Below are 25,500 nucleotides of genomic sequence, written 5' to 3'. Positions count from 1 at the left end.
ACAGGTTTGTGGATGGCAGCGGTTGGTATTGTTGGTTTGGCACTCAACCTGCGGGCTTACGATTTCGTTTCCCAAGAGTTACGGGCAGCGGAAGACCCAGAGTTTGAAACTTTCTATACCAAAAACATTTTGCTCAACGAGGGTATCCGCGCTTGGATGGCTCCTCAAGATCAGATCCACGAACAATTTGTATTCCCTGAGGAAGTTCTACCTCGCGGTAACGCTCTCTAATTAGAAAAACCAACTAAAACTACATTCACAGTTGTAGTTGGTTCTATGTTGACACCACCTAAGATTGAATAATCTCCTTGCTCAATCCGAGCAGGTGTCAATATTTCTCCATCTCCCGCCTTTTCGTGGGAGATTTTTTTTGATTTATGGTTAATACCTGAAATTTATGTGTTATCTTAGGTGAAGGTTATAAACCCAGAGCGAAAAGCTCTGTCCCTTTGAGACTAAGACCGCTTAGGCAACAAGGAGGTGATGCCCATGATAGAAAGTAGTAAAAGCATGGGTCATCAGGTTGCAGTTAGCCGGCTGTGTGCCGGGGCTGTTCTTTAAAAGTTAGCCTTAGTTATCTTGAGATACTAAGTTAGCCCAAGTAGCTAGGCTCAGCTAGAAGTTCCTTCCGGCAGTCTGGTTGCAACCTGAAGACCCGCTAGACCGCTCTGACTTAGATCGCCCGATCTCAATCAGAGCGGATAGTTTTTTGTAGGTAATTTTTGTTTTATTCAGTAGTTGCTTTTAAAAACTTGCATGGTCTATCTGGGGCAGGTAAACTCAAGACCTGAAAAATTTTTCAAAAGTTAAATTAATAAAGTATCAAGCTTTCATCTCTCTGCGTGCAGAATCAAAAAAGTCTGGTTTCATGATATCCAAGATGTAACCAACATATAATAATTAGGAATTTTTCTATATGGCACAACTACTAACTGAAGCGGAAATTCAAGAACAGGCAAAGGTTCTTTCAGGTTGGGCCGTTGAAGGGTCAAAATTGGAAACGACTCGTAAATTTCGGGATTTCATCCAAGCAATTGAGTTTGTCAACAAGCTTGTTGAACCTGCTGAATCGGCAGGACATCATCCAGACATAGAGATTTCTTACAACAAAGTCAAGATTACACTTACAACACATGATGCAGGTGGATTAACCCAGAATGACTTCGATCTTGCTGGAGTGATTTCCCAAATTCAGTAACTGATTTTTTTGACATTCATATAGAGCATATACTGTGGGAATTTCAAAAAATAAACAACGGTTTCAGGTTGTTGACCGTTGACTGTTGACGCTTCACACTCAACAGTTAACAGTCTTCTATAGAATCTTTTTTACTTGGAAGTCCCCAATAGGTATTCGTCATTTGTTATTTACAACCAACAAATGACTAATGCCCCACATTTCGATGTCTATTTCTCATCCTTTTGATTTTTAGGGATTTACAAGTCAAAAAATTTCATTGCTAAGCTAATCGTCATTCAAATTGTATCTTTGTGTCTCCGTGTAAGAGCGTCTTTCTAACGAGTTGAGTTATGCAATTTAAAAGCGCATCAGCTTACTTTTAACTGTTGACCATTGACGGTTCACACTCAACACTCAACAACCAACCACCTCAAGCCGTTGTTTATTTGTTGGAGTTCCCTTAGCTACTTATGTATGGGTGCAATTTATATTCAATATTGCGTTTGTTCCAAAAATATTAGACGGACTTATTTTGCATAATTGAGTGGTCGATGGTGTGTTGTTTTCGATTGTCAAGGCTTGATGCAACGTCTAATTTCTGCCCAGAAGTTGCTTGGTGTCTAAAGCTTTGAAAAATGAAGCTAAGCTATGATTAGCCATAGCCTCAAAACCTACTCCCTACTTGGATATATAGATGGCTGATGTGTGACAGTTATTAAGGCGATCGCTTTAATCTTGCCATCTTGATTTGATGTTTTATAATATTTTGATATAAGGATATGTTTTTGCATAAGTTAATCACATCAAATTTTAACTCTAAGTTAATCGTTTATTAGCTTTGCGAAAACTAAAATCGTAAATAGGGGCATTCATGCCTCATCCACAGGTTTCAAAATGAGATGCCGCATTTTTAAGAATTAGGTGCAAGAAACCCAATTATCTATACAAGGTGTGAGGAGTAAAGAAAAGATGTCTAATCTCTTATGGAAATCTCTGTTGGTTAGTCCAGCAGTTCTAGGAGCAACATTACTAGTTTCAACAACAGCAATTGCGGCTCCAAATACAACCGCTGAAGTATCACCAGCCGAACAACCAAGTGTCACTGAAGTTGCCCAACAGCCAGAAATCTTGGCTCAAACAACCTTAGACCAGATTAACCGCTATAGTAACGAAGGTAACAAAAATAACTCTCAATCCCAAGTAACATCAGTTTCGCAATTTTCTGATGTACAGCCTACTGATTGGGCATTCCAAGCATTGCAGTCCTTGGTTGAGCGCTATGGTTGTATAGCAGGTTATCCAAATGCCACTTATCGCGGTAACCGTGCTTTGACCCGTTATGAATTTGCCGCTGGTTTAAATGCCTGTTTGGATAGAGTCAACGAATTAATTGCTACAGCAACAGCTGACTTGGTAACCAAACAAGATTTAGCAACCTTACAGCGGTTACAAGAAGAATTTTCCGCAGAATTGGCAACTCTACGCGGTCGTGTAGATGCCTTAGAAGCACGCACCGCTGAATTAGAAGCCAATCAGTTCTCGACTACCACCAAATTAGTCGGTGAAGCTGTTTTTGCAGTTAGTGATATTTTTGGCGGTAACACTGGTGATGCAAACAACACAGTGTTCCAAGACCGGGTACGTTTAGACTTACAAACCAGCTTCACTGGTAGAGACGTGCTGCACACCCGTCTTGCTGCTGGTAATGCACAAGCGTTTTCCCAAATTGATGATGCTGGTTTCCCCATCAACACTGCTGAAGGTACACAAACCTATCAAGTTGGTATTGGCGATGGTAACAACAGCGTCAGAATAGATCGATTGACCTATGAAGCTCCCATCGGCCCAGCCCAAGTTTACCTTGCAGCTAGTGGCGGACGACACAGTCACTATGCCGCAGTTAACAACCCTTACTTCTTCGATCAAACCGATGGTGGTAACGGTGCCTTATCCTCCTTTGCCTCTGAAAGCCCCATCTATCGAATTGGTGGTGGTTCAGGTATAGCGCTGAATTTACCATTGGGTAAAGGTGGGGGTATCCTGGGTAATAGTTCAATCACCGCAGGTTACTTGGCATCAGAAGCTAACGATCCTGGTATCAGTGCAGGTCTTACCAACGGCGACTATGCTGCTTTAGGACAGTTGAACTTTAGTCTTGGCGATCGCGTGGCTTTAGCTGCAACCTACGTCCACAGTTATAATGCCGCAGGTGGTTTCTTGTTTAACTCTGGTTCCGCAGCTGACCCTGAAGTGTCAGTAGGTACTGGACAAGCTAATACTCTGAGTCTTGCAAACGGCTCTTCAACTAACTCCTACGGCGTATCTGCTGCCTTTAGACCAAGCGACAAACTATCAATTAGTGGCTTCGTTTCTTACCATGATGTCACAGGCTTCGGTGTAGGTGATGATTTTGAAGCTTGGAGCTACGGTGTTGGAGTAGCTTTACCTGATTTCGGTAAGAAAGGCAACGTATTAGGTATTTTTGCTGGAGCTGAACCCTATGCTCGTAACCGAGCAGGGTTTGTTGGTAATGATGTACCTTATCACTTTGAAGGTTTCTACAAGTATCAGGTATCAGATAATGTCTCAATCACTCCTGGTGTGATCTGGTTGACCTCTCCTGGTCAAAATAGCGCCAACGACGATGCAATTATCGGTACTTTGAGAACAACCTTCACCTTCTAGAGTGCTGACAATCTGATAATAATTTAACTTAATTAGTCCCCGCCACGAGGCGGGGCTTTTTGTTGTATGCCACCAACTAATAAACCCCAGTTGATAGCCGTAGTATACTAGAGAAGTTATAAGTTGTAAGTTTAAAACTACAGCAAAATTTTTCAAGCCAAAATTGGAAACTAAAACAGGCTTTACCTGAGGCTAACAGACTGAGGTTGTGTACTTCAAAAACTTAAAATCCGCCGTAAAAACTTCTAGTCATTAGTCATTGGTCATTAGTCATTAGTAAATAACCAATACCCAATGCCCCATGACGCCACTTGCTCCACTTGGGGAGACCCCAAGACCGCAGTGGCTCCCCCATGCCCAATAACAAATAACTAAGGAATAAATTATGCGAATTGCTCGTAACATTACAGAAATAGTTGGCCGTACACCTCTAGTGCAGTTAAACCGTATTCCCCAGAGTGAAGGATGTGTTGCTGAAATTGTGGTGAAACTGGAAAGTATGAACCCATCGGCATCAGTGAAAGACAGAATTGGGGTAAGTATGATTACTGCTGCTGAGGAGGAGGGGCTGATTACTCCTGGAAAGACAGTATTAGTAGAACCTACCTCTGGAAATACTGGAATCGCTTTGGCAATGGCAGCAGCAGCTAAGGGTTATCGCTTAATTTTAACCATGCCAGAGACCATGAGCGGAGAGCGACGGGCAATGTTGCGGGCTTTTGGAGCAGAACTGGAATTAACACCAGGAATGGAAGGTATGAGTGGAGCAATTAGCCGAGCGCAGCAGATAGTTAATAGTATGCCAAATACCTATATGTTGCAGCAGTTCCGCAATCCAGCCAATGCAAAAGTGCATCGGGAAACTACAGCTATTGAAATCTGGGAAGATACTGATGGACAAGTAGATATAATTGTGGCAGGAGTGGGTACAGGTGGTACGATCACTGGTGTGGCAGAAGTGATTAAAGCACGCAAACCAAGTGCGAAAGCGATCGCTGTTGAACCGGCCAATAGCCCAGTTTTATCTGGGGGACGACCAGGGCCGCACAAAATTCAAGGTATTGGCGCTGGATTTATTCCCCAAGTGCTAAAAATGAAATTAATTGATGAAGTGATTACGGTCACCGATGAAGAAGCGATCGCTTACAGTCGGCGTTTAGCAAAAGAAGAAGGCCTCCTATCTGGAATTTCCAGTGGTGCAGCTTTGTGTGCAGCAATTCGCTTGGCTCAACGTCCAGAGAATCAAGGACGTTTAATTGTGATGATTCAGCCTAGTTTTGGAGAAAGGTATTTAAGTACACCGTTGTTCCAAGACTTGGAGACCAAGTTAGCCGCTAGCGTCAGCTAACGATACATTGAATTAATGGTGAATTCTAAACACGTTTCTAACCATTACGAAACTCTCAAAGTTAGTCCAAATGCAAGCCAAGCGGAGATTAAGCAAGCTTATCGCCGCTTGGTGAAATTATTTCATCCTGATAGCAATCAAAAAACAGCCGATCGCGAGGAGATTATCCGCATCAATGCAGCTTATGAGGTTTTAGGTGATAACCAAAATCGCCGTCATTATGACCAACAACTGCAAAATAAATCTCCAAAATTAGAAAGCGATCGCCAACAGCGTACAGCATCAGCGCAAAAACATTACCAGGCAACACGCAAAACAGGACGGGATGCTGATGAAGAAGTCGAAGAATGGCTGCGTAAAGTTTATCAACCGGTAAATCGCTTACTTTGTACCATTATTTATTCCCTAGAAGAACAAATGGAACAATTAGCTGCCGATCCTTTTGATGATGAGTTGTTAGATGAATTTCAGGAATACTTAAAAACCTGTCGCCAGGACTTGAAACAGGCACAAATGACTTTTCGTTCTCTCCCCAATCCCCCTAGTCTGGCAAGAACAGCGGCTCACCTGTACTACAGCCTGGATCAATTAGCAGATGGACTCGAAGAGTTAGGTTATTTTCCTTTGAACTACGATGAACGTTATTTACACACAGGTCAAGAATTATTCCGCATAGCTTCGAGATTACACTGTGAAGCACAAGCATCAATAGGTTAATGGGTATGGGGGAGCCACTGCGGTCTTGGGGTCTCCCCAAGTGGAGCAAGTGGCGTCATAGGGCATGGGGCATAGGGTATTTACTAATGACTAATGACTAATGACACAGAAATTAGTCTATGCTGGAAATAGTGAAAGGTTAAGAATTTTGAAGTTTTATTGCCACTACACTTATGAAATGCATTATTAATCGCCGCGCTCAGTTTTCGGCAAGTCATCGTTATTGGTTACCAGAACTGAGTGAAGCTGAGAATATTGAGAAATTTGGTGTAAGAGCGAAATTTCCCGGACAAGGGCATAACTATGTTTTATTGATTTCCTTGGGCGGAGAAGTGGACGAATATGGTATGGTGTTAAATCTGTCAGATGTCAAACATGTCATCAAGCGAGAAGTTACCAACCAACTGGACTTTTCTTATCTCAATGATGTGTGGACAGATTTCCAAGAAACTCTACCTACCACTGAAAATATTGCACGGGTAATTTGGCAACGCCTAGCACCCCACCTACCTATAGTCGGCGTTCAGTTGTTTGAAAACTCTGAACTTTGGGCAGATTACACGGGAGAGGGAATGGAAGCCTATCTCACCATTAGTACTCACTTTAGCGCTGCCCATAGGTTAGCTCCTAATATTAGCCCGGAAAAATATGGTAAATGCACCCGTACTCACGGACACAACTATCATCTCGAAATCACTGTAAAAGGGAAAATCGACCCACGCACTGGCGCAATTGTAGATGTGGATGCACTAAAGCGAGTAGTGGAAGATTATGCAGTGGAGCCATTAGATCACTCGTGCTTGAATAAAGACATTCCTTACTTCGCTGAAATTGTTCCCACTACAGAAAATATTTCACTTTACATTCATCATTTACTGACTTCACCCATCGAGAAATTGGGAGTTGAATTACACAAAGTTAGGCTGTTTGAAAGTCATGAACTTTGGGCCGATTATGCCAAAAACGGAACTGAAACTCATTTCACCGTGAGTACTTACTTTAGCGCTGCCCATCGGCTAGCCGATCCCAACCTCAGTCAAGAAAAGAACGCCCAGATTTATGGTAAGTGTGCGCGTCCCCACGGTCACGGACACAACTATTACCTAGAAGTTACTGTCAAAGGAGAGATTGACTCAACTACTGGGATGATTGTCGATTTGGGTGGTTTGAATCAGATTATCAAAAATGATGTGGTAGAACTATTCGATCACACCTTCATCAACGAAGACATACCTTACTTTGCCGAAGTCGTACCGACCAGTGAGAATATCGCGCTGTACATTAGTAATATACTGCGATCGCCCATTCAAGAATTAGGATCTGAGCTTTACAAAGTTAAACTCTTTGAAAGCCCCAATAACTCCTGCGAAATTTACTGTAATGAGTCTGATGTAAATTCAATCAGTGCAACAGTGAGTGAACTGGTGTTAGCAGAGGTTTAGTATGGGGCATGGGAGATGGGGAGATGGGGAGATGGGGAGAATAATAACTCCTAACTCACTACTCCCAATGCCCAATTAGAGAAAAACTCTAGGTCAGCAGTTGTCCAACGCACTGGAGTTGTTTGCATATAAGCCCCCTAGCATTTTTCTCAATCATATTTTAATAAAAATATCGACGACGGGCGATACGTCGTAAATATCGATAAATGCCCCATGCTAAAAATCCGAAAAACAGATTTAACAAAATCCGAGTAAGTATAAACCAGAGTATTTCATAATTCAAAAGTGTCGATAGATTCAACGGACTAACAATTCTGGCTAAGAGAAACAGCCCGAAAATCGCATTTCCACCAAGTACAAGGGCGAACAGTACTAAACTTCTTTGCCAGTAGCGCTGTTGGGGTGTATAGCCTGAAATTAAGATAATGGGAGGTTTGCGTTGAACTTTTCGCAGTAATTGTTCCAATCGCCAAAACATCCACAAGAGGAAGGGGAAGAAACCATAACTCAAAAAACGTAGTGGTAGTGAGTAACCCCAAGCACTAGATAGGACATTGACCACGGCATGACAAATTACAGAATTTAACCAAGCCCTAAAAATAAACTTTTTGTTTTGATTTCCAGTCTTGGAGGAAATATACATTCCTAGCGCATATCCCCAAGGTGCAGAGAACATAGCGTGGACTGGCGTACCAATAGTACGTTCAAAAATTGATGCTGTACCGTGGAAAAGATAAATCCAGTTTTCTTCGGCAGTGAATCCAAGGGCAACGGCTATGGTCAAGATAAGAACGCTAGATAGATGTAATCTATATTGGCGTTGTAGATTGATTGGGATAACAACGGCAGCCAACTTGCAGCCTTCTTCGATTGGCCCTATTTCTATTAACTGCCGTAGGACTATACCTGGAAGCGATCGCTTAACGCTATCCCAGTTTACAACCGAGTTAGCTACACTTTCAAAAATCCATTCCAGGCTCAGAGCCAAAATACCGGATATTGCCCCAAACACAAAGAACATCAGCAATTTGAGCAGAGGAGGGGCAAATGGTATCCGACAATAATAGTAGCCTAGCAGCAGCAAGGGTGGTATTGCTGCCCACAAAACTAGAGATAAATCAACCACTCACCTGGGCAATAATTGTACGGTGACGAGGGGTATTGTTAGTGATGGCGGGAGTTTGGAAACCCGCCTCAATGATAGCTTGCTCAATGTCTAAAGCAAAATATTCATCTAAATATGGTTCAGTACTTTTGAGCAAAGTCAAAATGTAGGCTGGCATTTTTTTGTACACTTCAGATTTAGGATTCATATCCATGATTGCCAAGTAACCACCAGGACGCAACACCCTCCTAGCTTCAGCAAAAATTTGTCGAGCTGCTGACTGGGGTAATTCATGAAACATCAAGAAAACCGAAACTAAATCAAATGAAGCATTAGGTAGTCCAGTGGATTCTGCTTGGGTGTGAAGCCAATTAATTTTAGCTTGGCGTTGTCTAGCATTGTAATGAGCAACAGCTAAAAAGTAAGGAGATAAATCCAAACCTGTGATTTGGGCTTGGGGATAAAGTTCTTGCAGAGTAAAAGTACTCAAACCCACGCCGCAGGCTAAATCTAGAATATTTTGGGGTTGATTGGGGAGTTGGGCTTTGAGAATATCGTGGTAACTTTGGCGCAGTTTATCATCTCCTTGCGCTCCAGCATCCCGCCAAATTCCAGCGTGAACAGTGCGAGCGGCAACTTTTAGCTCCCAAGCAGCTTTCCAACTGAGATTTCCACCTTCGTAAGCATGGAATGGGCGCAGGTAATATTCTGGGTAAGAAATCTGGGGATTTTCAACTTCAGCTAGATCGGATTTCCAATCACGCGCCTGTAGTGTTTCGACTTCTTGCGTCCAATGTACACCAATTCTTTCGGCACGTTTAATCATCATTTGTCTGGCTTGATGCTTGGCTAAATTAGCTAAAGGTTGGATTGCCAGTATGCCATTTACCAAGCGGGAAGCGAAGCCAACATTAGTGTTGAAAGCAGCAGTCATAAATCAGTTTGCATTTAACAGCCTCTTTTACTTATGACATACTTGCTCAACGCGAGTCTAGAAATGAAATGAAATGAAAAAGGGAATGGGGAATGGGGCATTGGGCATTGGGCATTGGGGATGGGTAGGGTTGACTGATGACTATTGACTATTGAGTGTTGAGTGTTGACTGATGACTGATGACTGATGACTGACAAGTTATTCCCCTTGTCTACCTTGTCTCCCTTGTCTCCCTTGTCTCCCCCATCTCCCCACCTCCCCACCTCCCCATTCCCAACACCCTACCCAGAGGCGTGGCAAATAATAAAATCTATCTCCACAGAGAGGGCAAAAGCTTCAGGGGCATATAAAAAAAGACTACGACTAACTTATCGAGTCTCAACTATGGCAAGAGCAAGAAGAAGAGCAAGTGGCTTTTTCAGAGATTTTCAAGAATTTGCCCTCAAAGGTAGTGTAGTTGACTTGGCGATCGCCGTAATCATTGGCACTGCCTTTACTAAGGTAATTACCTCCTTGGTGGAGAATGTGATTATGCCATTGATTAATCCCCTAATTAGTGTCACCGGTAAAGATTGGAGAACCATCACCATAAGTCCAGGAATTGCCATTGGTCAGTTTTTTGGTGCAATTCTGGACTTTTTAATTATTGCTTTCATCTTATTTATAGGAATTCGCGCCTTACAAAAATTGAAGAGACAGGAGGATGCTGTTATTGAATCTCCACTCTCAGATCCTAAGCTTGCAGCTCAGGAAAGACTGACTGGTGCATTGGATAGGCTCAATCAGACATTGGAAGCCCGGAATAATCAAGTTTTGTAAGTCGGAGTGTGAAAAGAGGACACGGGGACGCGGGGACAGGGAGACACGGAGAGTTCTTTTTGCGTGTCTTCTTGTTCTCCGTGTCCCCGCGTCACCCCCTCCCCGCGTCCTCTTCCAATGCTCTATTTTGCAGGCTTGAGAGCTAACAGCATCTCTAATTCGCTGGTGGATTTGTCGGGGCTGGTGGCGGTGATACCAAAGCCACGAATGGAACTGAGGATGGTATTGGCTTCGGAAGATATGAGACTATTGATTACGGGCAAAGTTTTAGTTTTGTCCATGTCTAGGTAGAAATAGCCGCTGTTGGGTTTTTGCAACGAAGCAGTAACGGCTTTGAAAGCTTCGCTTTTGTCGAGTGATTCACTTTTGCGATCGGCGATGGCGTCAGCAACAGGGCCACCAACGGCAACAAAAACTGTGTCTCGATCTAACCAACCATGTGCTAATAAAGCTCCTTGTTGGGGAATTTGCCATTCTGTTACGTCTTTACCACCGATATTTCGGTTGGCGATGTTGATTTTTTGGGTTTTGGCTAAGGTATCTAATTTTGTTAATGTGGCTTCGGCTGTTTTGCGATCGCTAGTGTCAAATAATAAAGCACCTCCAAAACCAACACTCGCTAATACTCCTTGATTTGAAGGAATGGCAGCTAAGGCAAATTCACCATTCATCCAGCCAAAAATATCTTTATCCAGGTCAATATTGACAAATTTCAATTGTCCGCGTACTTGTTCTAGGGCTTGCTTCAATTCTGGAGAATCTTTAGACTGTTCTACCACTGTTTCCCAGCCACGACTGATGCCATTTCCACTCACTAAAGCGAAGGTATCAGCAGGAATTTGCTCGACTATGTTTCCAGGAGTTGATTGATACTGATATTTAATTAGTTGCGGATCTAAGTTGGCGATCGCTTTGACTCGCACTCCTGCATCATCAACACCAACACCCGCCACCACAGATTTCACCTGCTTTAGTTGTGCCAAGGTTTGTGGAGGTAACTGGGTTGCCTGGGGATTTGCGGCTGCTAGTTGTTGTACCATACCTGCATAGTCTGGTACATAAATTTGAGCAAGGCTGTTTTTGACATCCACTCCTTTGAAAACACTGCTTGCACCTTCTTTACTAGCAAAGGAAGATTGCCCTTTAAATGTGTCAATTGCTTTTTCTACAGCTTGCTTTTCAGGAGCTAATACTAAGTGATTATTATCTAAAACAACGCTATAAGTAGCTTTGCCATTTTCTGTAGTTTCAATAATTTTTTGACCTTGGTAGTCAGATTCTTTAAATTTAACGCCTTTTTCGGATTTCAATTTATTAGCAAAATTCAAGGCACTGATTTTGTCCTTGATTCCCACTACTACCAAGATATTTGGCTCTGGCTGTACATTTGGTGGTGGGGTAGGTGCGCTAGGAGGCAAATTTAGCTGTACTGGTTTGGTAGGATTTGGTGGTAAAAGAGCAATCATCACGCCGCCAGCCCAAGGCTTGATGTCTTTTTCGTAAGAAATGTTACTGTCACTGAACATTTCCTTATTCAAATCTTCCAGACTTTTAGCTACTAACTTTTGTGCTTCTGGAGTGCCAAACTGCTGTAACTTTTCCCAGGCTTTAGGGTCAGTAGTAATATAAGTAGCCATCATCGCTGTTGAAGGTACTACTTTTGCACTACCCAGAGCATCTGAGCTACTTCCTGATGGCCCGCCTTTTAAAAATGTATAAGCCGCTATACTTCCTACTATCACTACAGCAGCACCAACAGCAGGAATGAGAAATTTTGATTTACTTTCAGGCATTATTGTTATCTATCCTCTTTTACTGAGATTGTTACTGAGATTTATACAAGTGTCATTGTAGAGTTTTCGGATTTATTGATAATTTCACTCATCCATTGCTACTGGAGTTTAGACTAACGCATGACAAAAGGATTCAGCAGCACCTTCGTTGATAAGCAAAAGCTGAAGTTGAATCCCAATACGGTTTGGGGAAAGGGGAAAGGGGAAAGGGGAAAGGGGAAAGGTTTCAAATACATCAGACCTATTGCACAAGAGTGTAAAAAGCACTCTTGTGGTCAAAGGGATACATCTTTATTGGGGAAAGAGAAAATACCAAACATGCACCCCCTTTTCCCGACTTCTGTTAGAAGTCTATCCTTTACCCCTTACCCCTTAACCTTTTCCCCGACCACAAGGGAGTGAAAAATCCTTTGATGTCTAAGTTTTCTCGTCTGTTAATGTCCTAACCACCTTGGCTGTTGCTTTAACAGCAGATGTTAAAATATTTGATTTTTTTTACAAATATTTGTGTAAATTTATTGTTAGTTACAGAATTACCAAGGTAATCAAATTTTATCAATGTCATATTATTAATAGAAATTATGAATGTCTTCTGGAGATAGACAATTGAAATTTACAACATAAAGATTTCCCTAATTCTTCAACTATCTTGCTAGACAAGAGTTGGTTAAAATATCAGGGACTAACCAAAACTGCCAGGTCATTAATGGTGATGAAGTAGGTTATATATAGTGAATATTTATCGTCAGGATAAGGCAGTACTCTTGCAGAGAAGCAAGCTAGGCGTAAACTTTGCCCCAGGGTAGGCAGAAGGAAATAGGATTTTAGCTCAATTAACGTTTTTTAATATAGTTTATTTTTTCACACCGACTTGGCTTAGTAAGTACATTATCTGATTCTCAATCAATAAAAAATAGCTACAAATTTTTATTAAAAATTCCTTAACTATCTTAACTATCCTTGCATTTTTATTAAACTTCTGAAAACATATAGAGGACAATTTCACTTAAAAGAAGACTATTATGATTTTTCGAGACTTGGAAGGAAATTTTTACAGTATTTCAGAAGAAGTTCTGAGCAAACACATAATCAACGAAGAACTTCCAGAGAATATAGAATTGGCAGGTAGCCAAGCCGATTGGACAAGTTCTGCAACAACAGCAGCATCTTATAACTACACTGCACCAGAATCGGCAGCATCTTATAACTACACTGCACCAGAATCCGCAGCGTCCTATAACTACACTGCGCCAGAATCCGCAGCATCTTATAACTACACTGCACCAGAAGCAGCATCTTATAACTACACTGCACCAGAAGCAGCATCCTACAACTACACTGCACCAGAAGCAGCGTCCTACAACTACACTGCACCAGAAGCAGCGTCCTACAACTACACTGCACCAGAAGCAGCATCTTATAACTACACTGCGCCAGAATCCGCAGCATCTTATAACTACACTGCACCAGAATCGGCATCTTATAACTACACTGCACCAGAATCGGCATCTTATAACTACACTGCACCAGAAGCAGCATCTTATAACTACACTGCACCAGAATCGGCAGCGTCCTATAATTACACTGCGCCAGAATCGGCAGCGTCCTATAATTACACTGCGCCAGTAATGGTAAGTTAAACCTGCACCATTATGGAATCTTAAGTCAGAAGAGTCTGCTATTGGAAAGTTGTGACCAACAACTAACTAATTTGGTTGACCTATTTTATCTACAAAGGCAGAAGACAAAAGAGATTTTTCCTTGTTTGATTGTCTGAAGCATTTATTGGACTAAAGGCTTAAAATATCCACCAAATTTTCAAATTACTGGTTCTCGTTGAAGTGAGGTTTAAATCCCCATATCAACGAGAACCTGATAATTTTGGCTAATCTCATAACTATTTTTTTATAACGCCTAAGTTGAAACCCCTATGTTAGGGTGTTTTTACTTTTTTAACTTCATCGATGAACTGTGACATAGAAAAAGTATTTGCCAAAAAGCCAAGGTTTTTGCCGGATAACAAAACCAAGTTTTTAATTTTGGATAAAGTCGAGCTAAGCGCATCTTTATAGAGAATTTGCATAACTACTAACTGAAGTTAAATTTATGTGTTTAGATAACAGACAAAGCGTTTTAGAGGAGGCAGACAATCTAGAAAAAAAGATTACTGCTATGAACAGGGGATTTGAGTTAATTCCGCCAGGAACGATAAAAGATAAAAAGGACTATGCAACGTTTTACTTAAATTTGAGTCGGACTAATGAAGAAATAGTGCCTTACTTGGTAGATGGGAAAACAGCTTTTCTGATAAATCGACCAGAACACGCTGAATATGTACTGGCCAAAAATCAAAATAACTACAAAAATCCATATCACCAATACGCGGAGTTGGTGGGACAATATAGACCAACAGGTGCGTTTTTGCTGAATTTAAATAGAACCTCTGGAAATCAAGCGGAAATATTTGAAGGCATAGTCAGCGAACTAGCAAAAGCGGGGACAGTAACTATTTTGCAATGGCAAGAATCCTCGAAACTAGCACCTGTTCAAATTGATATCGAAACGAAAAAAATGATGTTTGCTGTCTATGTCAAAATTCTGTTTAACATAGACGCTGAAGATTGGAGCGAAGCATTTGTAAGTGCAACGAATTTTATAGAAGAGTACTGCGCTAATCAATCACACTTGGCGCAAAATCTTTCAGTCACGGAACTACTACCAATAAAACAAAGCTATCAAGAAGCTATTGAAGTGCAAAATGCAATAGCGGCAAGAATTGGGCAGTGTGCTGGGTTAGTAGCGCCTGATACCCAGGTATCAAAGCAACTAAAAACAACCATCGTCCGAACATTGTTGAATAGCTACAATGGCATGGCAACAGCACTGTGCTGGATAATTTATCAATTAGTGCAATGCCAGGAAGTACTAGAGCAAGTATGTAGTGAAGTCGATCGCGTTATTGGCGATCGCCAACCCACAGTTAAAGATATTCCCAAATTATCTTATATGCGATTGGTGGTCATGGAAGTGTTGCGTTTATATCCACCGGCATGGATGTTGGGTAGACAAGCAATTAATTCAGACCGAATAGGAGAGACACCAATTCCGCCCGGAGCAATTATTTCCATATCACCCTACACAATGCATCGAAAGATCCAACTATGGGAACGACCAAAAGAGTTTATTCCAGAACGCTTTGCATTAGAAAACTCACAAGCACGGCAAGCGTTCGCTTACTTTCCGTTTGGAGGGGGAACACGTAAATGCCCAGCAGGGCAATTAGTCTTTAGCCAGCTACAAATTATTTTAGCGGCGATGCTGCGCTTGTGTAGTTTTGAATCAGCCTCAAACGAAATTTTAAAACCACGCGGTCTGGTATCACTGCGTCCTCATCCAGGAGTATCGATGAGGATAACTATTAGGAAATAGGGAGTGCTGAGGAGTGTTTGCCGACAACTGACGCTGGTGAATTTTTGCTTTCTTGGTAGAGTATTCTGAATTCTGAATTCTGAATTCTGAATTCTTGATTTAAATTTTGTCAGAATTTCCAGAAGAATAAGGGCGCAAGGTAACGTCTAGGTTGATTGATATACGTTCGCCCGCAGTTTCTACTTGATTAACTCTATGGGGTAAGAAACTTGGAAATAAAAGAAACTTACCGGGTTTTGGGGAAATAGAATAGTGGGCTGTTTCCCAATTAGAACGAGAAGTAACTCGTCCACTGCGGGGATCCACAAGAGTTAAGTTACCAGATGTTTTAGTAGAGGGGGCTGTGGGAACTTCCACATAGTAAATACCAACAAGGTCAGTTTTAGTATGAATGTGTTCGTGTTGAAAACCACCTTGTCTCAAAATCACTGCCCAACTTATATAGTTGTATTGAAAAGCTGAAGGAGTAGAGGAGCTAAAACTGACTTTTCCCCACTCTTTCAAAAAAATTTCGATTTGATCGTTAATAAAATGTTTAAGGGTTTTAATAGCGGGAAATTCAGAATTTAAGAAATTTAAGCTGGATTGCCAGCCATTATTAACTGAAGTCAATTGTGAGTAATTACGCCCGTTTTGCTCTTGATTGCGAACATAAGCTGCTAAATCACGATTGAGGGCTTCACAGTCAGGAAACTCTGCTTCTCCTACTAAGGTAGGAAACAAAACATTTATTTTTAATCCTTGATATTTCATGATTTAAATCTTAGTGTTTGCTGAGATATAATATCAGAAAAATGTTAATTTTATACCAATTTAATGAAACAAATAAGCTTAACAGAATTTAAGTCAGAGCTTTTATCAGAAGCGAAAGTTAGCCTGGGATTGGCAATTCCTTTAGCAATTGCTCAACTAGCTGAAGCTGGTATCCCTGTTGTAAATTCCGTGATGATGGGTTTACTTGGCACTCAAAATTTAGCTGCGGGTGCTTTGGGCACAATCACTTTTGTGACATTATTAGTTGTTTGTGTTGGTACTCTCACCGCCGGAGGAGCGCTGGCTGCCGAGGCTTTTGGAGCTAAAGATATAGATCGTGTCAGCCGGATTAATGCTGGAGGGCTGTGGTTGGCGATCGCCATTTCTTTACCTGCAATACTCATAATCTGGAACTGTGGCTCTATCTTGCCGTTATTAGGTCAAGAAGAAAGTACTGTAGCATTGACAAAAAGCTATTTACACGCTCTTGTTTGGGGATTACCTGCTGCCCTCTGCTTTTTACATTTAAAACGCATGGCTGCTGCGATTAATTTTCCCCAGTTTGGCATCGTAATTATAATTACTTCTTTACTCTTGAATGTGCCTGCCAATTATGTGCTGATGTTTGGCTACCTGGGTTTTCCTGCCCTTGGTTTAGCTGGTATCGGTTGGGGAAGTACCCTTGTTTATTGGGTTAGTTTCTTAGCATCAGCTATGGTATTTTATTTCCATCCCAAAAGTAGAGATTACAAGCTTTTTCGCCATGTAAATAAGTTTGAACTAGAGCTATTTATCAAAATTTTTCAGACTGGATGGCCGATGGGAATCCAATTAGGAATGCAACTAGGTTTGTTCATGGTTACAGCTTGGTTGATGGGAAGCTTGGGAACGGAAACTTTAGCAGGTCATGAAATTGCTATTCAGACATCAGACCTTTTTTTGACAATTCCAGTGGGAGTTTCTTCTGCGGCTACAACGAGAGTAGGACAGATGATGGGAGAGAAAAATCCTTTGGGATCGACCAGGGCAGTATTTGTGAATATTGCATTTTACGTATTGTTTGCCAGCGTTGTGGCCTTGGGTTTTGAGTTGTTTTCCCAGCGAATTGCGGGAATTTATTTGGACATTAATAATCCCGATAATGCTGTGGCCATTAGTCAAGCTATTTCTTTTCTGAAATTAGCAGCAATTTATCAACTTTCTTGTGGTATTCAAATAATCGGAGTCGGCGTTTTGCTCGGATTACAAGATACTCGCGTACCGATGCTAATTAACATCTTGATATTTTGGGGTATTGGGTTAGGTGGAGGATATTTAATGACAATGATTTTGCGTTGGGGAGGGATTGGTTATTGGTATGGTTTAATTCTGGCTACGGCAATTTCAGGGACTATTTTAATAGTGCGGTTCTATCTGGTGAATTTTAACAAGATTAGTAACAGTGAAGTTTCATCTTATATGTAGAGGTTATTTAATATAAAATTTACTTTTTATTTGCTGAAAATTGTTGCTTTTCACATATATGATTTCATAGGATATGAACTGTCAAAATTTTTAGCTAAATGTGATGTCTCAACCAATAAACGCTCAAATTGCAAGTGATTTTTCCGCAGAAATAGTTTTACTACAAATGAGATATGGCAGTTGGATCTTCCAGTCAATTTATGCAGCCGCCAAGCTAGGGATAGCCGATTTGTTAAAGGATAGTTCTAGGAGTTGTGAGGATTTGGCAAGTGTAACTTCAACTCACGAGGGTTCCCTCTATCGCCTTTTACGGGCACTTGCGAGTATGGGAGTTTTTGCGGAAACAGAACCCAGTTTTTTTACGCTCACACCATTGGGAAATTATTTACGGGGTGATGTCCCTGGCTCTCTAAAGGCGAGAGTAATTATGAATGGTGAGGAACAGTATCGAGCTTGGGGTGAAATAATTTACAGCATACAGACTGGGAAGAGTGCTTTTGAGCGTTTGTATGGGATGAATCTTTTGGATTACTATGCTCAAAATCCAGAAGCCGGAAAAAACTTTAACCAGGCTATGACTAGTAGTTCTACCCTTCAAAACCCAGGGATAGTTTTAGATTATGACTTTTCTGATGTCCAAACTTTGGTAGATGTTGGTGGCGGACAAGGGAAGTTATTAACCGACATCCTCAAAGCCTATCCCAAAATGAAGGGAATTTTATTTGACCAACCGGAGGCGATTAAAGGAGCAAAATCATTCATTGAACAAGCCGGAATTTTAGAGCGCTGTCAACTAATAGCAGGTAACTTTTTTGAATCTGTGCCAGCAGGAGGGGATGCTTACATACTCAAGTATGTTATTCATGATTGGGATGATGAAAGAGCGATCGCTATTCTCAAGTGTTGTTACGAGGCAATGCCAGAGCATGGGAAACTCTTACTTGTAGAGCAAGTCATTCCATCCGGGAATCAAGCCTCTTTTAGCAAGATGCTCGATTTACAGATGTTAGTGCTTTGTCCGGGCGGGCGCGAACGCACACAAGCACAGTATCGCATCCTGATGGAGAAATCAAAATTCCAGCTGATTAAGATTGTTTCTACCCAGTCATCTCTAAGCGTGATAGAGGGAGTAAAGGTTTAATTTAACTTAGAAGATATCTGAATCTTTAAAATTGAGTATGAAGCTATGCATTAGCGACATCTTGCTTAAATCAAAGAGGGGAAGGCTGTGAAGTAGATATAGCAAAGTTTTGAGTAATCCAAGGCGACAATGCAAGAATTAGCGATCGCTCCAGTTATATGAGATTTTACTGACAAAAGCTTTATTGTCAGCAATTTTGCAATTAAGCCTGTGATATTTTTTTTTGAGCCGCAATTATCAATTGCTTTATGTTCAGCGATCCTGTATTTAATCTTAACTCAGGTCGGTATTTACTGATAAAATTAGTAATCCTTCAAATTAGCGGTCTCAAATCAGTCTCAAAAATACTCCAACCAGATTATGAGGGAATCCGCAAATGATATCCTGTTCATCTCAAACAAAATAGCCCAATTAACAGTGACAAGCTATCCTAAGCTATAAGAATAATTAGGAGTATTTGTACTTAATGAAAATCTACCAAGGTGCAAGAGACTCTTGACTTGATGGCAAAAAAGTGCAAAACATCAAGAAAAGTGAATGCGGAGGGATATGGACAAAAGTCCAGGATCGGTAGGCTTCCTTTGAAAATTTGGGTGAGATTAATTTTAATCCCCCAATGCCAAAAGGTAGTCGTCACTCCGATATTGCCCTATTAATTTGGGAAAAACATTTACTACACCGCTATTTTGCTTAACAACATCCAGCCAAGCCAGACTTTTCAGGATTACAAGGTCAGTAAGCATCAATGTCGCAGTCTTATTTTGATACAGATAATAATGGACACAAACCTTTTGAGTTACCAGGAGCAAAACCCCACTACAGCCCCGACCGTCCTGGGCAAGTAGAGCATATTTTTCTAGATCTGAGCTTAGATATTCCTGGGCAAAGCTGTCAGGGCAGTTGTAGCATTCGTCTCTTGCCAATTCGCAATGGCATTGACCGTTTGACTTTGGATGCTGTCAATCTAAATATCGAGTCTGTGCAGGTAGACGAGGAGCCACAAAATTTTGACTACGATGGCGAACAGCTGTCGATTCAACTTTCTCAAGGCACTCATGTTGGTAAACCCTTACTGATTGCCATCGCCTACTCGGTGACTAAACCACAACGCGGTATTTACTTTATTCAACCAGACAAACATCACCCAAATAAACCAACCCAAGTCTGGACTCAAGGGGAAGACGAAGACTCTCGTTTTTGGTTCCCCTGCTTTGACTATCCAGGACAACTCTCGACCTCGGAAATTCGCGTTCGTGTCCCCAACCCTCTAGTGGCGATTTCCAACGGCGAACTGATTAACACAACAGTTGATGGTGATTACAAAATCTACCACTGGTCGCAGCAACAAGTTCATCCCAATTATTTGATAACTTTGGCAGTAGGTGATTTTGCGGAAATCCGCGATGAGTGGAATGGAAAACCAGTTACTTACTACGTAGAAAAGGGACGGGAGGAAGATGCTAAACGTAGTATGGGCAAAACTCCCCGGATGATTGAACTTTTGAGCCAAAAGTATGGTTATCTTTACCCTTATCCAAAATACGCCCAAGTTTGCGTCGATGATTTTATCTTTGGCGGTATGGAAAACACTTCCACAACCCTGCTGACAGATAAATGTTTGCTGGATGAACGAGCGGCCTTAGATAATCGCAATACCGAGGGTTTAGTCGTCCACGAACTCGCGCACCAGTGGTTTGGCGATTTGGTGGTGATTAAGCATTGGTCTCATGCTTGGATTAAGGAAGGCATGGCTTCTTACTCTGAGGTGATGTGGACAGAACATGAATATAGTCTCCAAGAAGCCGCTTACTATCGTTTATTGGAAGCTCGTCGCTACCTCAGTGAAGATAGCAGCCGCTATCGTCGGCCGATGGTCACAAATGTTTACCGAGAACCAATTGAACTTTTCGATCGCCATATCTACGAAAAAGGATCTTGTGTTTATCACATGATCCGCGCCCAATTGGGAGATGATTTGTTTTGGCAAGCAATTCAAACATTTGTCCAAGATAATGCCCACAAAACTGTAGAAACAATAGACTTACTCAGAGCAATTGAAAAAGCAACGGGACGCAATCTTTTGTTTCTTTTTGACCAGTACGTTTATCGTGGCGGTCATCCCGAATTTAACATCGCTTACTCTTGGGATGGAGATGCTAAATTAGCAAAAATTACAGTTACTCAAACCCAAGCCGCTGAGGGTAAAAATGGCACTAAAGATTTGTTTGATTTAAAAATTCCTATTGGTTTTGGCTATACCCAACAACAAGGAGTTAAGAGTGAGGAATTAGGAGTTAAAAATAATGCGAAACTCCTAACTCCTAACTCACAACTCAAAACTTTCACGGTGCGGGTAAATGAACGGGAACAAAGTTTCTACTTTCCACTAGAAAATAAACCGCAATATATCAGTTTTGATGTTGGCAATAATTATCTAAAAACAGTATCTTTGGAGTATCAACTACCAGAATTAAAGGCACAATTAGAATTCGATCCCGACCCAATTTCTCGCATCTATGCAGCGGAAGCTTTAGCAAAAAAAGGCGGTTTAGAAGCAACCAAAGCACTCTCCAAGGCATTAAAAAACGATCCATTCTGGGGTGTGCGGGTGCAAGTGGCGAAACAACTAACGCAAATTAACTTAGACCAAGCATTTGATAGCTTAGTTGTGGGTTTGAAAGATCCAGATGCTTGCGTGCGACGTGCTGTAGTGGAAGCACTGGCTCAAATCAAAACCAACGACAGCTACAAGGCCGTCAAAGATCTACTACACAAAGGCGATCCCAGCTATTATGTCGAAGCCGCAGCTTGTCGGGCCTTGGGGGCGATCGCTTCTGCAAACTTGCAAGAAAAACCCAAAGAAGACAAGGTATTAAAGCTACTGAAATCAGTTTTAGAAGAAAAAGCAGGTTGGAATGAAGTCGTCAGGAGTGGTGCGATTGTTGGTTTGGCTGAATTTAAAACCTCAGAAGCAGCTTTAAATCTGCTAATGGAATACACAAAATTAGGCGTACCACAACCTTTGCGTTTAGCTGCAATTCGCGCTTTAGGACAGATTTCTGTTGGTCAAAGTCCAGTTAATTTAGAACGAATTTTAGAAAAATTATCAGAACTAGCCAAAGAAACCTTCTTCTTAACGCAAGTTTCAGTAGCCACAGCATTAGGACAAATGGAAACATCCAAAGCAATTGGAATTTTGCAGCAACTAGCTGAGCAAACATTTGATGGCCGCGTGCGTCGCTATGCTGAAGAAGAAATTTCCAAAGTGCAAAATAATATTGGTTCTGAAAAAACACTGCGTCAATTGCGTGAAGAATTCGACCAACTCAAACAACAAAATCAAGAATTGAGAAGTCGCCTAGAAAACTTAGAGGCTAAATCTAAGTAACATCTTGCGATAACAAAAAAGGCATAATTCGCAGTAGCTATTTAGTAATTCGTAATTTTTTGATGAAAATTATTAATTACCGAATAGCTAATGTTATTTTAGATTTTAGATTTTGGATTTATTGCATCTATAGCTATTGTCTACTTTCTTTTTGAAATCAAACAAACAGTATCAAAAATTACATAATCATACTCGGCAAATATTCTTTCCAATTTCCAACCAATGTTTTCTAGCTAGACGTTCATAGGAACTATCGCATAAAAACATTTCAGTCAACAGTCAACATTTCCATTCACAAGTTATTATCGATACAATTTTATTTTCCAGCTAAAGTATCTATCTTTAGGAATACAACAAATTGAAGAGGTAATAAAGTTCTAATGTAGATAAAACAAAGATTACCTCTTGTCTTTGTTGAATGTGAATTTGACGAATCAAAACTGAAAGGTTTACTTAGAAATAGTTCGTAAATTCAAAATGCACATGTAGTGTCAATTAAGATACTCTATTGAGAAAATTCTCGATAAATTAGCTTTTTTGGCTGTGAAAGGTGCAATACCTGACTACAAATTCTTTTCGACAACCCCAATAGTCGATTGGGTTAAGTTAAACCTCTGACAAATCTGATGTTTGGAGAGGTTCAATCATCTGTAGATATCCACTGATAAAGGTTATTGCACAAAGATTTGACAGCTATTTTGCTGCTCTAATTCACATGGTTAAATATGTAAATATATCTGGATGTTTACATGCAAGTTGTGTTGGGTTAACTTCATGCGTAAACCAGTTCTGACAATTTTTTATCAATTCAATCCTTGGAACAGTAGTATTGGAGGAATTCAGACGTTAATCAAAACTTTTCTCAAATACGCACCCACAGAATTTGAGGTACGGCTTGTAGGAACAGGAAACGAAAAATTTCAGCTTCATCCAAAGTGGCAAACAGCAGAAATCGCAGGTCGAGAAATTAGTTTTTTACCTTTATTTTCCTTGAAAAATGATAATGTTAGAAGCCTGATTCCCACCACACTCAAGTATACAGCCGCTCTTTTAGGACGTTGTTTGTCCTCAGATTTTATGCACTTTCATCGTCTAGAACCAAGCTTAGCTGCTTGGAATTGGCAGGGAGAAAAAACTTTGTTTATCCATAATGATATTCATACCCAAATGCAAACTGTGGGTGAAAAAAAGGCGATTCTCTGGCGAAGATTTCCCGCAGCATATTTCGCATTAGAAAGTGTGTTAATCCGCAAATTTAGCCAAATTCTTTCATGCAATACTGATGCAATTGAATTTTATCAACAGCGTTATCCTGACTTGCTAAATCGCGTTGCATACATCAAAAATTCCTTTGATGATGAAATTTTTTATCCTTTAAGTCATTTACAACGACAAGCTGAACGTCGCCAATTAGCTATCAAATTGAATTTACATGAAGAAACACGTTTTATTCTATTTGCAGGTCGTCTGCATCCCCAAAAAGATCCGCTACTATTAGTCCGTGGTTTTGCTGTTTTAAATCAACCGCAGACTCATTTACTAATAGCAGGTGATGGAGAGTTAGCAACAGAAATACGTGGCGAAATTGCTCGGTTGAGATTATCTGACCGGGTGACAATGTTGGGAGCAATTGATATGGAAGAACTGGCAAAATTACATCGGATCTGCGATGTTTTTGTCCTATGTAGCGCTTATGAAGGTCTACCCTTGGTAGTTTTAGAAGCGCTGGCTAGCGGGACACCAGTAGTTACCACTATATGTGGTGAAACCCCAAAATTATTAGCTGCTGACAATGGTGTTGTTTGTAAACAGCGTACACCAGAGTGTGTGGCGGATGCCTTACGGCAAGTAATACTACATCCTGAGAATTATGCAACTGCATCTTGTGTGGCTACAGCACAACCTTATAGCGCTCGCACTGTTATCGAGGATGTCTACAGCAAAATGCTAAGTCGTTGGAAGTTAGCAGAACATCGAGTTGGCTGATGATGTGATTTTGGATTTTGGATTGAGGATCGCCTTGGTGTATTTGGGTTTTAGCAATCCATATATTGCAACACATTGCAATGATTTTCCAAATTGTTATGGCTTGAACAAACATTTTTCAGAAAAATAACTAGCAAGACATGAAAATAGCCGTCATTGGTGTGAAAGGTTTACCTCCCAAACAAGGGGGAATCGAGCATTATTGTGCAGAAGTATATCCTCGCATCATCGAACAAGGACATTGTGTTGATTTATTCGCTCGCTCCTCTAATATCAATTATCCTTGGTTTGATTATTATGACTTTTGGGGTGTTCGAGTCATTTCCTTACCCAGTTGGGGTTTGCGTGGGGTTGATGCTTTTATGACCTCGGCACTAGGAGCGATCGCTGCATCTACTCAGCAATATGATATTGTTCATTTTCAAGCTCTAGGCCCATCTCTATTTAGTTGTTTACCCAGAATAGCTAACTCCACAAAGGTTGTAGTTACCTGTCACGGCTTAGATTGGCAACGCGCCAAGTGGGGTAATTTGTCTAGTAAGCTCATTCTTCTAGGGGAAAAAGCAGCTGTGCGTTTTGCCCAAGGGCTAATTGTGGTGTCAAAAGACCTCAAATCCTACTTTCTGGAAACTTACAACCGAGAGACAGTCTATATCCCCAGCGCTCCCGCCAGCTACGGTACTTCAGACCCCAAATTTCCCTACGCCACCTCTTTGGGTTTGACACCAGGGCGCTACATTCTCTTTTTAGGCAGACTCGTACCAGAAAAGCGTCCTGACTTGCTCATCGACGCTTTTTGTGCATTGAAACCAACTGGATGGAAACTGGTTTTGGCTGGAGGTGTCAGCGATACCAGATCCTTTAGTGCCAAACTTCTCGAAAAAGTTGCCAATCACCCAGATATCGTATTTGCAGGGGAACTCCAAAGAAGTCGCCTTTGGGAAATTGTCCGTGGGGCGGGGTTATTCGTCCTTCCTTCTGATGTAGAGGGACTTCCTTTGGCAATGTTAGAAGCAATGCGAGAAGGTATACCAGTTTTAGCCAGTAACATTCCACCCCACCAGCAATTGATTAATGATAATCGGGGGATACTTTTTAGAGCTGGAAACCTAGAATCTTGTGTAGATTCACTAGACTGGGCGATTAATCATGTGCCAGAAATGGCACTAATGGCTAAAAATGCCCAAAGACACGTCCAGCTGAACTATGGTTGGGATCGCATTACTTCCGAAACTTTAAAACTGTACAAAACAATTTTGAATTTGCCTGAGCCGGTGGGGGTATCGGAGATGGGGAGATGAGGGAGATGGGGAGAT

The 25,500-nt window shown here is 41.2% G+C and carries 18 protein-coding genes and 2 pseudogenes; 15 read left to right on the top strand and 5 right to left on the bottom strand.

Going from position 1 to position 25,500, the window contains the following annotated elements:
- The 7 genes and pseudogenes from VF06_RS35690 to VF06_RS43580 all read left to right on the top strand — a co-directional run.
- A pseudogene (locus VF06_RS35690) lies at positions 1–231 on the top strand (photosystem II D2 protein (photosystem q(a) protein)); the annotation flags it as partial.
- Between the two features lie 685 nt (positions 232–916).
- Positions 917–1,198 (top strand): 4a-hydroxytetrahydrobiopterin dehydratase, encoded by a 282-nt coding sequence (locus tag VF06_RS35685; protein ID WP_099071715.1) that lies wholly within the window; start codon positions 917–919, stop codon positions 1,196–1,198.
- A gap of 951 nt (positions 1,199–2,149) precedes the next feature.
- Positions 2,150–3,865 carry an iron uptake porin gene (locus VF06_RS35680; protein ID WP_099071716.1) on the top strand — a complete coding sequence of 572 codons (1,716 nt, stop codon included), beginning with the start codon at positions 2,150–2,152 and terminating at the stop codon, positions 3,863–3,865.
- A 385-nt stretch (positions 3,866–4,250) separates the two neighbouring features.
- A complete protein-coding gene (gene cysK / locus VF06_RS35675; protein WP_099071717.1) occupies positions 4,251–5,213 on the top strand; it encodes a cysteine synthase A in 963 nt (320 codons plus the stop codon).
- A 15-nt stretch (positions 5,214–5,228) separates the two neighbouring features.
- Positions 5,229–5,930 carry a J domain-containing protein gene (locus tag VF06_RS35670; protein ID WP_099071718.1) on the top strand — a complete coding sequence of 234 codons (702 nt, stop codon included), beginning with the start codon at positions 5,229–5,231 and terminating at the stop codon, positions 5,928–5,930.
- 173 nt (positions 5,931–6,103) lie between these two features.
- Positions 6,104–6,877: pseudogene (locus VF06_RS43585) on the top strand (6-pyruvoyl trahydropterin synthase family protein); the annotation flags it as partial.
- A gap of 39 nt (positions 6,878–6,916) precedes the next feature.
- Positions 6,917–7,372 carry a 6-carboxytetrahydropterin synthase gene (locus VF06_RS43580; RefSeq protein WP_371411849.1) on the top strand — a complete coding sequence of 152 codons (456 nt, stop codon included), beginning with the start codon at positions 6,917–6,919 and terminating at the stop codon, positions 7,370–7,372.
- A gap of 160 nt (positions 7,373–7,532) precedes the next feature.
- Here the strand turns inward: VF06_RS43580 and VF06_RS35660 are convergent, their stop codons facing one another.
- From VF06_RS35660 to VF06_RS39910, 3 genes are read right to left on the bottom strand one after another with little or no spacing between them, the layout of a single operon-like run.
- On the bottom strand, positions 7,533–8,498 hold the full coding sequence (locus tag VF06_RS35660; protein ID WP_099071720.1) for a PrsW family intramembrane metalloprotease: 966 nt from the start codon (positions 8,496–8,498) through the stop codon (positions 7,533–7,535).
- A complete protein-coding gene (locus VF06_RS35655; RefSeq protein ID WP_099071721.1) occupies positions 8,491–9,411 on the bottom strand; it encodes a class I SAM-dependent methyltransferase in 921 nt (306 codons plus the stop codon). Before VF06_RS35655 ends, VF06_RS35660 begins: the two co-directional genes overlap by 8 nt.
- A gap of 14 nt (positions 9,412–9,425) precedes the next feature.
- A complete protein-coding gene (locus VF06_RS39910; RefSeq protein ID WP_100793651.1) occupies positions 9,426–9,674 on the bottom strand; it encodes a hypothetical protein in 249 nt (82 codons plus the stop codon).
- A gap of 121 nt (positions 9,675–9,795) precedes the next feature.
- Between VF06_RS39910 and mscL the strand changes: the two genes are divergently transcribed.
- The gene (mscL, locus tag VF06_RS35650) at positions 9,796–10,230 is read left to right on the top strand and encodes a large conductance mechanosensitive channel protein MscL (RefSeq protein ID WP_099071722.1); all 435 of its coding nucleotides are present in this window, start codon (positions 9,796–9,798) and stop codon (positions 10,228–10,230) included.
- A 122-nt stretch (positions 10,231–10,352) separates the two neighbouring features.
- Here mscL and VF06_RS35645 read toward each other — a convergent pair whose 3' ends face one another.
- Positions 10,353–12,023: a DUF3352 domain-containing protein gene (locus tag VF06_RS35645; RefSeq protein WP_099071723.1), complete on the bottom strand. Its 1,671-nt coding sequence runs from the start codon at positions 12,021–12,023 to the stop codon at positions 10,353–10,355.
- Between the two features lie 1,022 nt (positions 12,024–13,045).
- On the opposite strand from VF06_RS35645, the gene VF06_RS35635 reads away from it, so the two are divergent.
- A complete protein-coding gene (locus VF06_RS35635; RefSeq protein WP_099071725.1) occupies positions 13,046–13,663 on the top strand; it encodes a hypothetical protein in 618 nt (205 codons plus the stop codon).
- Positions 13,664–14,129: 466 nt separating this feature from the next.
- Complete coding sequence (locus tag VF06_RS35630; RefSeq protein WP_099071726.1) at positions 14,130–15,452, top strand: cytochrome P450; 1,323 nt, start codon at positions 14,130–14,132, stop codon at positions 15,450–15,452.
- A 99-nt stretch (positions 15,453–15,551) separates the two neighbouring features.
- Here VF06_RS35630 and VF06_RS35625 read toward each other — a convergent pair whose 3' ends face one another.
- Positions 15,552–16,205 (bottom strand): TIGR02466 family protein, encoded by a 654-nt coding sequence (locus VF06_RS35625; protein WP_099071727.1) that lies wholly within the window; start codon positions 16,203–16,205, stop codon positions 15,552–15,554.
- A 63-nt stretch (positions 16,206–16,268) separates the two neighbouring features.
- On the opposite strand from VF06_RS35625, the gene VF06_RS35620 reads away from it, so the two are divergent.
- From VF06_RS35620 to VF06_RS35600, 5 genes are all read left to right on the top strand, one after another.
- Positions 16,269–17,669: an MATE family efflux transporter gene (locus VF06_RS35620; RefSeq protein ID WP_099071728.1), complete on the top strand. Its 1,401-nt coding sequence runs from the start codon at positions 16,269–16,271 to the stop codon at positions 17,667–17,669.
- 103 nt (positions 17,670–17,772) lie between these two features.
- Positions 17,773–18,810, top strand: coding sequence for a methyltransferase (locus tag VF06_RS35615; protein WP_099071729.1), 1,038 nt, complete (start codon positions 17,773–17,775; stop codon positions 18,808–18,810).
- 745 nt (positions 18,811–19,555) lie between these two features.
- On the top strand, positions 19,556–22,198 hold the full coding sequence (locus tag VF06_RS35610) for a M1 family metallopeptidase (RefSeq protein WP_099071730.1): 2,643 nt from the start codon (positions 19,556–19,558) through the stop codon (positions 22,196–22,198).
- Positions 22,199–22,972: 774 nt separating this feature from the next.
- Positions 22,973–24,184 (top strand): glycosyltransferase, encoded by a 1,212-nt coding sequence (locus VF06_RS35605; protein WP_099071731.1) that lies wholly within the window; start codon positions 22,973–22,975, stop codon positions 24,182–24,184.
- Positions 24,185–24,324: 140 nt separating this feature from the next.
- Positions 24,325–25,485, top strand: coding sequence for a glycosyltransferase family 4 protein (locus VF06_RS35600; protein WP_099071732.1), 1,161 nt, complete (start codon positions 24,325–24,327; stop codon positions 25,483–25,485).
- Positions 25,486–25,500 lie beyond the last annotated feature (15 nt).

The organism is Nostoc linckia z4 (genome assembly GCF_002608075.1).
GTDB lineage: Bacteria > Cyanobacteriota > Cyanobacteriia > Cyanobacteriales > Nostocaceae > Nostoc > Nostoc linckia.
This window is presented reverse-complemented; position numbering and strand designations above follow the sequence as displayed.